The 12,523-nt window shown below is 73.2% G+C and carries 9 protein-coding genes; 2 read left to right on the top strand and 7 right to left on the bottom strand.

The window, feature by feature from the left end; translation table 11 throughout:
• Nucleotides 1–207: 207 nt before the first annotated feature.
• From VKZ81_RS31455 to VKZ81_RS31425, 7 genes are all read right to left on the bottom strand, one after another.
• A complete protein-coding gene (locus VKZ81_RS31455) occupies nucleotides 208–1,038 on the bottom strand; it encodes an HAD family hydrolase (RefSeq protein WP_324245382.1) in 831 nt (276 codons plus the stop codon).
• 229 nt (nucleotides 1,039–1,267) lie between these two features.
• Nucleotides 1,268–2,215, bottom strand: a complete 948-nt coding sequence (locus VKZ81_RS31450) for a D-2-hydroxyacid dehydrogenase (protein ID WP_324245381.1) — start codon at nucleotides 2,213–2,215, stop codon at nucleotides 1,268–1,270.
• Nucleotides 2,215–4,167 carry an alpha-amylase family protein gene (locus VKZ81_RS31445; protein WP_324245380.1) on the bottom strand — a complete coding sequence of 651 codons (1,953 nt, stop codon included), beginning with the start codon at nucleotides 4,165–4,167 and terminating at the stop codon, nucleotides 2,215–2,217. The genes VKZ81_RS31450 and VKZ81_RS31445 overlap by 1 nt, the downstream gene beginning before the upstream one ends.
• Entirely contained in the window at nucleotides 4,155–6,209 is a 2,055-nt protein-coding gene (locus VKZ81_RS31440) for an alpha-amylase family protein (protein WP_324245379.1), read from the bottom strand. Before VKZ81_RS31440 ends, VKZ81_RS31445 begins: the two co-directional genes overlap by 13 nt.
• Complete coding sequence (locus VKZ81_RS31435) at nucleotides 6,206–7,024, bottom strand: carbohydrate ABC transporter permease (protein ID WP_324245378.1); 819 nt, start codon at nucleotides 7,022–7,024, stop codon at nucleotides 6,206–6,208. Before VKZ81_RS31435 ends, VKZ81_RS31440 begins: the two co-directional genes overlap by 4 nt.
• A complete protein-coding gene (locus VKZ81_RS31430; RefSeq protein WP_324245377.1) occupies nucleotides 7,021–7,974 on the bottom strand; it encodes a carbohydrate ABC transporter permease in 954 nt (317 codons plus the stop codon). The genes VKZ81_RS31435 and VKZ81_RS31430 overlap by 4 nt, the downstream gene beginning before the upstream one ends.
• A complete protein-coding gene (locus tag VKZ81_RS31425; RefSeq protein ID WP_324245376.1) occupies nucleotides 7,971–9,257 on the bottom strand; it encodes an ABC transporter substrate-binding protein in 1,287 nt (428 codons plus the stop codon). The genes VKZ81_RS31430 and VKZ81_RS31425 overlap by 4 nt, the downstream gene beginning before the upstream one ends.
• 118 nt (nucleotides 9,258–9,375) lie before the next feature.
• Between VKZ81_RS31425 and VKZ81_RS31420 the strand changes: the two genes are divergently transcribed.
• Nucleotides 9,376–10,092 (top strand): GntR family transcriptional regulator, encoded by a 717-nt coding sequence (locus VKZ81_RS31420; protein ID WP_324245375.1) that lies wholly within the window; start codon nucleotides 9,376–9,378, stop codon nucleotides 10,090–10,092.
• A gap of 266 nt (nucleotides 10,093–10,358) precedes the next feature.
• Nucleotides 10,359–11,471, top strand: a complete 1,113-nt coding sequence (gene ssd / locus VKZ81_RS31415; RefSeq protein WP_324245374.1) for a septum site-determining protein Ssd — start codon at nucleotides 10,359–10,361, stop codon at nucleotides 11,469–11,471.
• The last annotated feature ends 1,052 nt before the right edge of the window (nucleotides 11,472–12,523 follow it).

Genomic DNA, 12,523 nt, shown 5'->3' with positions numbered 1-12,523 from the left:
GTGGAGCGCCCGGAGCTTCCCGCACGGAGCCCTGCGCGGGGTGGACGGGTGCTTCTCCACCGCACCGCCCCTGGCCGGCAGGGGTCCGTACCACCCTTTGTAGTCGGTGACCCGGACCACAGCAAGTGGCGTCGAGAAGTGCACCGGTTCAGGCACGCACCGTGGCGATCAGTGACCGGAGCCACCCCCACAGGGGCACCACGGGCCTCACGAACGCACGGGTCGTCGCCACGCGTACCAGCCCGCGGCGGCGAGCGCGGCGGCCGCCCCGACCCCGGCGGCGGCGAGCGTCGTGCGCAGGGGCGGGCGCCGGAACCGCAGCGCGATCGGGTCGGCGAAGGTGAGGATGGGCCAGCCGCGCTGCTCGGCCTCGCGGCGCAGCGCCCGGTCCGGGTTGACGACGGTGGGGTGCCCGACGGCCTCGAGCAGCGGCAGGTCGGTGATCGAGTCGGAGTACGCGCGGCAGTCCTCGAGCCGGTAGCCGCGCTCCTCGGCGAGCTGCCGCGCCGCCTTCGCCTTCTCCTCGCCGTAGCAGTAGTACTCGATGACCCCGGTGTAGCGCCCGTCGGCGACGCCCATGCGGGTGGCGACGCAGAGGTCCGCGCCGACCAGTGCGGCGATCGGCTCGACGACCTCCTGCCCTGAGGCCGACAGCACCACCACCTCGTCGCCGTTCGCGTGGTGCTCGGCGATCAGCTGAGCCGCTTCGGCGTACACCAGCGGTTCCACGATGTCGTGCAGCGTCTCGGCCACGATGCTGCGGATCTGCGCGACCTCCCACCCCGTGCAGAGCGCGGTGATCCGCTTGCGCAACAGGTCCATGGTGTTCGCGTCGGCCCCCGAGAGCACCAGCAGCAACTGCGCGTAACCGCTGCGGAGGGCCGCCCGCCTGCTGATGAGCCCCTGTTTGCGGAACGGCTTGCTGAACGCGAGCGCGCTCGACCCGGCGATGATCGTCTTGTCGAGGTCGAAGAACGCAGCGGCCCCGGAGCGACCCGGCACCGGGGCGGAGAGCTGGGTGGCGAGCGCACCGGACACACCGGCGAGCTTGCCAGACCAGGGCGACGTACCCGCCCGGCCCCGCACCGACACCCGTCCAGTTGCTTGTCTCAGAAACGCGCGGATGTGCTCGTCAGGGGCTACGATGAAGCTGTCCGGCTCTGTCCGGACGATCTGGTTCAGCTCGACCCCCCGGAGCTGAACCACCCGACGGCCCCCGCCAATCCCCCCTGGCGGGGGCCGTCCCGGGTCCGGGGCCGGGTCGCTGCTAGTAACCGGCGGTCTTGTCGACGACGTTGCGCAGCGGCTCCCCCGCGACGAAGCGGGTGAGGTTGTCGACGAAGACGTCCACGCCCCGCCGGGCGGTCTGCGCGGTGGTCGCGCCGTTGTGCGGGGTGACGATGACGTTCGGCAGCGACCAGAACGGGCTGTCGGCGGGCAGCGGCTCGACGGCGTGCGCGTCCAGCCCGGCCCCGGCGATCCAGCCCTCCCGCAGCGCGGTGAGCAGGGCCTCGTCGTCGGCGATCCCGCCGCGGGACACGCACACGTAGCGGGCGGTCGGCTTCATCGCGCGGAACGCGTCGACGCCCAGCAGGCCGCGGCTCTGCGGCGTCAGCGCGGCCGTGACCACCACGAAGTCCGCCTCAGCGGCGAAGGCCTCGACCTCGTCCGGCCCGTACATCCGCTCCACGTCGGGCACCTGCAGCTCGGGGCGGCGGCGCAGGCCGAGCACGCGCATGTCGAACGCGGCGGCGCGGCGGGCGAGCGCGGTGCCCGCACCGCCCATACCGACGATCCCGCACGTCGTCCCGGCCAGCTCGCCGTGGCGGAAGCGGTCCCACGTGCGCGACTCCTGCGCACGCAGCCAGCGCGGCGCGTGCCGGTCGAGCATCAGCATGAGCATCATCGCGTGCTCGGCGAGCGGGACGGCCCCGTTGCCCTTCGAGCAGGTGAGCACGACGGGGCTCGCCACCATCTCCGGGAAGAGCGCCGAGTCGACCCCGGCGGCCCAGCTGTGCACCCACCGCAGCCGGCGCGCCGCCGCGAGCTGCGCCGCGTCGAGCTTGCCCGCCACCACGTCCGCGTCCGGGAGCCGGTCGGCGACGTCGGCGGCGCTCGGCGCGAACACGACGTCGGCGCCCGGCGCGGCCGCCCTGATCCGCTCCTCCTCCTGTTCCGCGACGCCGAGAACCAGCACGAGAAGCGGTCGATCCATCACGTTCTCCCGTCGACGACCAGTACCTCGAACAGCCCCAGCGGGGGCAGGTCCACGCCGGGGCGACCGTCCCGCTCGACGACCGGCAGGTCGGTGCCGGCGCACAGCGCCCGCACGCGGGCGGGGCGGTCCCACCACGGGATCCACAGCCGGGCCCCGTGCACCGGGACGGGCGGGCCGAACCGCTGCGGGCCCGCGCCGGTGAGGTTCACCAGGTGCACCACCTGACCCGCCCGGGAGCGGCCGAGCACCACCTCCACCTGGTCGGGGAGGTCGGTGTCGGCCGCGACCGGCACCGGCGCCGCGGCGACGACGGCGTCGACGAACAGGTCGCGGTGCGCCGACAGCCCCACCTCGCGGTAGGCCCGGCCCACGGTCCAGGGCAGCACCGTCATCCGGCCCGCGCGCAGCAGGCCGGGGTGGGCGAGCTCGACGTGCCCGTAGCACTTCTCCGGCGGCCCGTAGGGCGCGCGGGACAACACCCGCATCGCGGTGCGGGCGCCGTCGGTCGGCGCGACGAGGTGGTAGGCGCCGATCACCGGCACCGGGTACGGGCTGTCGTCGGGGAGCAGGTGCATCGACCGGACCGCCTCGACGCCGTCGCGGACGGCGAGCCGCTCGGCCACCGGCGACCCGGCCAGCTGGGCGACGTCCCCGTCGAACCCGGTGGAGCCCGTGGTCACGATCGCCCCCGGGAAGGCGTCGAGCGCCGCGACCGCGGCGGGCTCCAGCGCGCCGAGGTCGCCGAGCACCACGACCGTGTACTCGTCGAGCCGGTCGCAGCTGCCGAGGCGCTCCTCCCCCAGCACGTCGAACGGGACGTGCCGCTCCAGCAGCGCCCGGTACAGGCCCTGGAACTCGGCGGTCGGCACCTCGGGGGCGAGCGGGTCGGGCCGCACCAGGAGCACCCGGGCGGCCGGCCGGAGGTCGGTGTAGACGACCTGGTGGTCGCGGTGGTGGCGGGTGATGCGGCCGGCGAGCTCGAGGCACTCGTAGCGGGAGTCGTCCGGCGTGCCCATGACGTAGGTCGACGGGTTGGCGCCCCGCGAGATCGCCTGCACCAGGTACTGCGCCACGTGCTCGGGCTCCTCGCCGGCGAGCCGGTACGGCATGTCGACGAAGCCGACGGCGTTGGTGAACACCGGCACGTGCGGGCGGTACGTGCGGGCGGCGCTGACGTGCTCGCTGGTGCGGTGGTGCCACAGCGGGCGGCCGACCGCGTTGTTCGCCTCGTGGAAGACGATGTCGGCGGTCTCGCCCATGATGAGCGGCGCCTCGGGCCTGCGCGCCGCGATCCGCTCGCGCATCCGCCCGCAGAAGTCGTCGATCATCGCCTTGGCGAACCGGCGCCACCGCGGGTAGGCGGGGTCGTCCGGGCCGGTGGGCAGCGGCGCGCCGAAGGCCCGCGCGCACGACAGGCACCGGCACACCCCGCGGTAGCGGCCGCTGTAGTCGCGCTCGTTGTAGGACGCCCAGTTGAAGAAGAAACCGTCGACGTCGTAGCGCGACAGCACCTCGTCGACCACGGCGAAGGCCTCGCGCTGGTAGTACGGGCCGCTCGGGCACACGCTCGTGAGGCCGTTGTAGGTCTGCCACTCGCCGTCCGGGCCCACGAAGCACCACTCCGGGTGCTCCTCGGCGCGGCGCCGGTCGACCTTCGAGAAGTCCATGCGGGCGAGCAGCCGGATCCCGCGGGCGTGCGCCGCGGCCACGGCGTCACCGACGAGGTCGCCGCTCGGGCGTTCGGCGAGCGCGGGGTTGCGGGTCTGCGTCGGCAGATCGGTCGGGTAGTTCGACACGATCCCGCCGACCGACAGCAGCCACGCGTTCGCGCCGAACCCCTCGATCTGGTCCAGGACCCGCTCGACGTCGAGGCCCGCGTCGATCTCGCGCAGGTTGGTCTGGAACGCCCGGAACGGCTCGTGCCACCAGAGCCGCATCACCGTTCCCACTGCAGGTGCAGCACCTCGAACAGCTCCACCGAGTCGACGACGACACGTGCCCGCCCGTCGACGACCGCGACGGCGGCGTCGGTCCCGGAGACGAGCAGCCGCCCGCCCGCCCCGGTCCACCCGTCCGGCACAGCGACCGACACGGTGAGCGGGCCCACCGGGATCAGCTCCCGCACCGGGCCGCGCATCGCGCCGGGGTTGGTGAGGTTGACCAGGCAGACCGCGAGCTCGCCGTCGCCGGAGTGCACGGCGACGTCGTGCAGCCCCGGTCCGTCGACCGCCACCCGCGGCGGCGCGCCGAGGGCCCACCGCACCGCGTTCGCGATCAGCCGTCCGTGGTCGGGTTGCAGCGTCTCCCAGAACAGCGAGCCGATGTCGAACGCGATGTGGACCGTGCGCCCCGCCCCCTGCCGCACCACCACGGCCGGGTCCCGCGGAGGCCGGCGGGCGTAGAGCTCCTCCATGGGCAGGTCGGGGAAGTCCGGGACGAACCGGAACGGCACCTCGGCGTCGGGTGCGGCGCTGACCTGCAGCAGGTGCGTGCCGCCGATGATCCGGCGGGCGCCCCCGTAGCCGTCCGACACCGGGTGCTCACCGGTCAGCGCGATGTAGTTGTTCTTGACCGGGCCGCGGGCGTCCTGCTCGAGGTGCACGCCGAGCACGTCGGCGAGCCCGAAGTCGCCCCGCGGCGTGCCGTCGGCGGTCTGCAGCGAGGTCCGGTACCCGGCCACCACGCCGCCGCCCGCCTGCACGAAGTCGCGTACGACGGCGCACGCCTCGTCGCTCATCCGCTCCGCGTTGGCGAGCACCAGCACCCGGAACCGCCCGAGCTCCTCGGCGGTGAAGCGGGTGGCGGAGACGAACTCGAACGGGATCCGCGCCTCGACCAGCGCGTGGTGGAAGCCGTCCTCGTGCGCGTCGCTGCCCGGCTGCGCCGCGTCGAACACCGCGACGTCGGCGGTCACCCGCATCCGCGACAGCACCGGCTCGACCTTCGCGTGCAGCCCGAACGCGTCGACCACGGGCTCGACCCACCGGTCGTCGGGCACGGTGCCGTTGAACTTGGTGAACCACGGGAAGGCGCCGTGGGCGACACCGTCGATGATCCACGTGCGGATCTCGGCGGGGCTCGCCACCGCGTCCTTCCACCGGTGGGCGTGGAACTCCGGTCCCACCGAGGAGATCAGCGCGACCGGCCGGTCCCGGAACGCCCCGCGGCTGCGCTTGGCGTTGCGGCCCGCCGCCCACGGCGCCTCGAGGCCCTCCCGGCCCTGCCGGTCGAGCACGAAGAACGGGTAGTGCCGCTCGATCAGGTCGCGGTCGAGCTCGTGCACGGCGAGCGAGCCGAGGTTGGGGATGAACCGCGCGTGCGGGCGGATGTCCTTGACCGCGGTGTCCCACAGCGCCACGAGCTCGCTGAGCTGCTGGCGGCGCCACGGGAGGTAGGCCTTCCAGGCCGCATCGTCCGGGTCGTAGGGCTCGAGCGGCAGCTCGAGGCCGGTGGCGTCGTAGAACGCCCGGCGCGCGTGCTCGCTGTAGGAGACGCCGTGGCCCTGCCACCGGTTGGCGAAGATCGCGTCGATGTCGTACTCGCGCATCAGCTCGCGGGCGACCTCGGTGACGAACTCCCGGTTGTACGGCCCGAACGGACAGGTCACGTACGTGCCGGGGAACGCCCAGTGCTCGCGCGGCTCGCCGTCGGGGGTGCGGGCGACCCACTCCGGGTGGGCCGCGAGCGCGTCGGCGTGCACCGCGTGCGGGTCGACGCGGGCCATCACGTGCATCCCCAGCGAGCGCGCGCCCGCGACGAGCTCGCCGAACGGGTCGCGGTCGCCGAGGTGGCGGCTGCGGTAGTGGTACGGGATCCGCGTCGGGTAGAAGGCCATGTACCCGCCCGCGCTGATGCACGCGGCGTTGGACCGGGTCCGGCGCATCACGTCGATCCAGAACTGCGGGTCGAACTCGACCGGGTCGTTCTCGGTGAGCGTGAGCTGCGTCCAGCGCGTGGCCGTCCGGTGCCAGTCGGGGGTGCGCAGGTTCATTTGAGTCCCGTCGTCGAGATGCCGCGGATCAGGTACTTCTGGGCCGTCACGAAGAACACCAGCACCGGCAGCAGCGACAGCAGCGACATGGCGAACAGCGCGCCGACACCGCTGGAGGTCTCCGAGCTCATCATCGAGTTCAGCGCCACCGGGACCGTGAACATCTCGGTCGAGGTCAGGTAGATCAGCGGCGTGAAGAAGTCGTTCCAGGTCCAGATGAAGGTGAAGATCGCCGACGTCACCAGGGCCGGGGTCATGAGCGGCAGGATGACCGACCAGAAGATGCGGAACGGCCCGGCGCCGTCCACCCACGCCGCGGCGTCCAGCTCCCGCGGGATCGTGCGGATGAACTGGACCATGAGGAAGGTGAAGAACGCGTCGGTGGCGAGGAACTTCGGCAGCAGCAGCGGGAAGTAGGTGTTCACCATGCCCAGCTGCGAGAAGAAGATGTACTGCGGCACCACCAGCACGTGCAGCGGCAGCATCACCGACACCAGCGTGATCGCGAAGTACAGCCGCCTGCCCCGGAACTCCAGCCTGGCGAGCGCGTAGGCCGCCAGCGAGCAGGAGAACAGGTTCCCGACGATCGAGCCCACGCTGACGAACAGCGAATTGAGGAAGAACAGCGAGAACGGCTCGTCGAGCGCGTCCCAGCCATCCCGGTAGTTGTCGAACGTCACCTCCGACGGGATGAGGCCGGGCTCGGACAGCACGAGGTTGCTCGGCTTGAACGAGCTGACCAGCATCCAGATCAGCGGGTAGATCATCAGCACGACGAGCACGCACATCACCGCGTGCCGCAGGCCGGCCCTCATCGCTCGTCCCCGTAGAAAACCCAGTACTTCGACAGCAGGAAGTGCCCCGCGGTCACCACGGCGATGACGACGAGCAGCACCCACGCCATCGCTGACGCGTAGCCCATGTTGAAGCTCTGGAAACCCTGTTGGTACAGGTAGAGCGTGTAGAACAGCGTGGAGTCCAGGGGTCCGCCCTGGCCGCCGGAGATGATGTGGGCCTGGGTGAACGCCTGGAAGGCACCGATCGTCTGCAGCACGAGGTTGAAGAAGATGATCGGGGTGAGCAGCGGCATCGTCACGCTGGAGAACTGCCGCAGCCTCCCGGCGCCGTCCACCCGGGCCGCCTCGTAGAGCTCCTCGGGGATCTGCCGCAGGCCGGCCAGGAAGATGATCATCGGTGACCCGAACGTCCACACGTTGAGCACCACGAGCGTCGACAGCGCGGTGTCCGGGTTCTGCAGCCAGCTCTCGCCCTCGATGCCGAACCAGCCGAGCACCGCGTTGATCAGGCCCTCGTGCCCGAACAGCTGCCGCCAGAGGATCGCGATGGCCACGCTGGAGCCGAGCAGCGACGGCAGGTAGAACGCGCTGCGGTAGAGCGCGAGCCCGCGCATCCCCTTGTCCAGCACCACCGCGAGCAGCAGCGCGAAGGCCAGCTGCAGCGGCACCGAGACCAGCACGTAGCGCAGCGTCACCCCGACCGACGCCCAGAACCGCTCGTCCTCCGCCATGCGGCGGAAGTTGTCCAGCCCGACGAGCTCCGGGTCGTGCAGCAGGTCGTAGTCGGTGAAGGACAGGTACAGCGACGCGAGCAGCGGTACCGCCGTGATCAGCACCAACCCCAGCAGGAACGGCAGCAGGAACACGTGCGCCGCCCCGCCCTGCCTGCGGAAGGAAGGCGGCCGGCGCCGCGGCCGCGGGGGCTGGGGACTCGCGGCGGCCGGCCGCACGAGGGTCTGCTGGGTCACTTCGCCTGACCGAGCTCGCGGTCGATCTCGGCGATCACGCGGGCGGCGGCCTCGGACACGCTCGCGCGCTCCAGCGCCACCTCCTCCACGCCGCGGATCATGATCGTGCGCCACGTGCCCGACCCGGGCGGGGCCTCGTAGCGCGGCCGCTGCTCCTCGGCCATCTCCTGCTCGACGACGGCGAGCATCTTCTTCTCGTCCTCGTTCGCCACCGCGTAGGCCTCCTGCAGCATCCGCGGATTGGCGGGCGCGCCCACCGAGAGGCCCACGATCCGCAGGAAGCCGGGGTCGTTGATGTTGAAGTTGACGAGCTTGCCCGCCGCATCGAGCTTGTCGTCGTCGATGCCCTGGTAGATGGCGATGCGGCTCAGGTAGCCGAAGCGGTGACCGGGGGCGGCGTCGGGCAGCACCGGCATCATCCGCAGGTTGAACTCGTAGTCGGGGAACATCGGCGCCTCGTCGGCGATGTGGTTGGAGTTGCCGAACGTCATCAGCACCTTGTCGCCGACCACCTCCCACTCCGGAGAGGCGCCCTCCTGCTCGGAGAGGCTGGTCGCGGCGCCTGCCCGCCGCAGCACCTCCCACCACTCGAACCAGCCCTCGAGCGCGGCGGGCTCGAAGCCCATGCGCCCGTCGGCGGTCCACAGGTCCTGCCCGTGCTGGCGCAGCCACGCCTCGAAGCACAGGTCGGCCTGGGCGTTGTAGTGGATCGCCTTGCGCCCGGGCGGTGCGTCGCGGGCGTAGTCGATCAGGAACTCCTGCAGGCCGCTCCACGTCCAGTGCTGGGGGTCGTCCGGGGGCAGCTCGGCGCCGGCCTCGTCGAGGAAGGTCTGGTTGTAGCGGACCGCGGCGGTCAGCACGGAGCGCGGCAGCGTGTTCAGCTCGCCGTCGATCTTGTACAGCTCCAGCTGCTCGGCGGGGAACTGGGACAGGTCGAGCGAGGAGATGTCGTCGAGCCGACGGTAGAGCCCGGCGTCGTGGTAGCTCATCACGTGCGGCGACGGGATCCAGAACACGTCGGGGACGTCGCGGCCCGCGGTCTGGACGGTGATCCGCTCCTGGAACGCGTCGTAGTCGGCGAACTCCGGGCGCACCTCGATGCCCGGGTTCTGCTTCACGAACTCCTCGATCGCGGCCGTGTACTTCTGCTGCCGGATGGTGTCGCCCCACCACGCGTAGCGGATCGCGGTGCCGTCCGAGCCGCCGCCGCACGCCGCGACGGCCGTCATCCCGGCGCCCAGTCCGACCAGCTGCAGGAAACGTCGTCGGGTCACGAGGTCCATCCGGAGCTCCTCGGCTCTGAGGTCGATGTGGCTGCGCACACGCTAAGGAGCTGATACTTGTCAGTCAAGATGCAATGCATACTTGTCTAACAGTTTTCCCGGGCAGTAGCGTAGGGGCATGTCGGCAGGGACGTCGCGGTTCACGCTCGCGCCGTCGTCGATGATCGATGCGCTGTACGAGTCGATGCGGCAGCGGATCATCAACGGCGACATCGCCCCAGGTGAGAAGGTCACCGAGGCGCGGGTGGTCGGCGAGTACAACGTCGCGCGGCCCACCGCGAAGGCCTGCCTCGAGCGGCTCACGGCCGCCGGGCTGCTGCACCGCACCGCCCACCGCACCGCGGTCGTGCCCGAGCTCGGCGTCGACGAGCTGCTCGACCTCTACTTCGCCCGCGACTGCATCGAGCGGCGCGCGGTGCAGCGGCTCGCCGAACAGCGCACGGTCCCCGCCGAGGCCCGCCGGGCCCAGGAGGACGTCGAGCGCGCGGTCGCCGACGAGGACTTCCCCCACCAGGTCGAGGCCGACATCGCCTTCCACACGTCACTGGTCGACGCCGTGGGCAGCAAGCGGCTCTCCCGCATGCACGAGCTGATCATGGGCGAGGTGCACCTCACGATGGGCCAGTTCCAGGCCCACCGCACCACCGACCCGCGCACCGTCGCCGCCGAGCACGGGGCGATCCTCGCGGCGATCGAGGCGGGCGACCCGGCGGACGCCGCCGACCGGCTGTCGGCCCACCTGCGGGCGGCGCAGGACCGGCTGGTCGCCCGGTCGGCCCGCGGAGACGGGGCCCCCGGCGGCCCGGCCGAGCGGGCCCCGCGCGTCGACGCCTGACGCCCGCCGCGGCGCCGGACCGCCACCCTCCACCGACCCACAGGCCCGGCGCGAGGCCTGTGGATCACTTGTGGGTAGTCAGCAGCCCCCGTCCCATTCTTCCCCACCAGGACGACGAAAACGCGCTGGTCAACCGCGCGCTGCGCGAGTTGTCCACATCAACCACAGGTTGTCCACAGCTTCCACGATCACCCCCCACCCACCCCCTCCACCCGACACGCTGGCCTCAACCCGCCCCACCCCACCGGGTCCACGAGGAGGCTGTCGTGCGATCGAGAGAGACCACGGAGCGGACCGGCCCGCCCCGCAGGGGCCTGGTCATGGTCTCCGACCCCGACCTGCTCGACGCGCTCCTGCGGCTCGCGGCGGCCGCCGGCTGCGAGGTGCAACGCGCGGTCGACCCACCGCAGGCCCGGCCGTACTGGAGCGACGCCCCGCTGGTGCTGCTCGACGCCGCCGCGGCCGCGCAGTGCGCCCGCGCCGGGCTGCCGCGGCGGGGCGACGTCATCGTCGCGGTGCGCGGCGCGCCACCCCCGTCGGTCTGGCGGCACGCCGTAGCGGTCGGCGCCGAGCACGTCGTCGCGCTGCCCGAGGCAGAGCAGTGGCTCGTCGCGGCGCTCACCGACGCCGCGGAGGGCCCCCGCCCGGGCGGCACCGTGCTCGCGGTCGTCGGCGGCCGCGGCGGCGCCGGGGCGTCCGTGCTGGCCGCCGCCGTCGCCGTCACGGCGGTGCGCGAGGGCGGGCGCGCCCTGCTCGTCGACTGCGACCCCCTCGGCGGCGGCCTCGACCTCGTCCTCGGCGCCGAGGACCTCGGCGGCTTGCGCTGGCCCGGCATCGGGGTCGAAGACGGCCGCGTCCCGGCCGCCGCCCTCCACGCGGCCCTCCCGTCGCCCCGGATCGGGCGCCGCGACGGCGCGCTCGCCGTCCTGTCCTGCGATCGCAGCTCCCACGGCCCCGCCCCGGCCGCCGTGCGCGCCGTTGTCGAGGCGGGCAGGCGCGCGGGCGACGTCGTCGTGTGCGACCTCCCCCGCCACCCCACCGACGCGGCCGCCGCGGCCCTGGCGGTCGCCGACCTCGTCGCCCTCGTCGTCACCGCCGACGTCCGCGCCTGCGCCGCGGGCGCGCGGGTCGCCGCCACGCTCGCGGCGCACGGCCGCCCCGTCCGCGCCGTCGTGCGCGGGCCCGCACCCGGCGGGATCGACGCCGACGAGGTCGCCAGGGCGGTCGGGGTCCCGCTGCTCGCCGCGATGCGCCCGGAACCCGGCCTCGCCCGCGCCCTGGAACGCGGCGAGGCGCCCCCGCGCCCGCACGGACCGCTCGCCGGTACCGCCCGCACCGTCCTCGCCGCCGTCCGTGAGGCCTCGGAGTCCCGGCCGTGAGCGCCCGCGCAACGACCGTCGGCGCACCTACCCCCGGTGCTACCGGGGCCGTCCGTGCAGGGACCGACGGCGCCGAATCCGCCCTCGACGTGCGCGCGGCCCTACACGCCCTCCCTCAACAGCACATCGGCGCGGGCGCACCCGCCGGATCGCTGCCCGCTCCACCGACTTCCCCTCCGCCATCCGCAACGGAGGCGTTGATCAAGAGCACCCGTTCCGGCCGACGCCCGCCCCTGTCGCCCACGTCGACCGGATCCGTACCCGCTCCAGCCACCACCTGCGGCGACTCACGCGATCCGCCGTGGTTCGCGCGCAGACCGGTGAAGTCGCCATCCCACCTCGGCGTGCTCGCGGCGCTACGCGTCCTACGCCGAGCCGACCAGCTGCTCGCCCTTCCCGCCACCACCCGCACGGATTCGGCAGTCGCGGTCATGAGCGCCACGCGGCAACGGCACGCCATCCCGCCACCCACGTCGACCGGCTACCACTGGCCACGACCACCCGCGCCGGCATGGCACGCGCCGCCACCGCGCTCGTCGACCGGAGGCGTCCCCGCCTCGCCACCGCCGGTGCCGGCCCCGCCCGGCCGCCGTACGCGCGGAGACCGACGGCGTCGATGTGCCCGCGCCTCAACGCGCCCTACGCCGACAGCCCATCGGCGCGAGCCCACCCGACCGACCGCTCCCAACCCCCGCTACCGGCCCGACCGCGACGTCTCGCACAGAACCGGAGGCACGGCCGTGAACCGACCGCCGCTGCGGCGCCCCACCCCGCGACGAACCTCGTCGACCGGGTCCGCTCCCGCCTCGCCACCACCGGCGGCGGGCTCCCCCGGGCCGCCGGGGCCGCCGCCTGCTGCCCCGGTTCCGCCGCGGACGTCCCGCCCTCGGGCTGGTCGGACGCCCCACACGTCCCGCCCAGGAGCACTCCGGCCCGCCCTCACCCACCCACCTGACGCACGACCCGCGGACCGCCACGGCCCGAGCCGCATCGGTTGCACACCCGTGAACCCCACCACCAGCACGGCACCCCACTCCACCGCCACCCTCGCC

The sequence above is a fragment of the Pseudonocardia sp. genome (assembly GCF_035305885.1).
GTDB lineage: Bacteria > Actinomycetota > Actinomycetes > Mycobacteriales > Pseudonocardiaceae > Pseudonocardia.
This window is presented reverse-complemented; position numbering and strand designations above follow the sequence as displayed.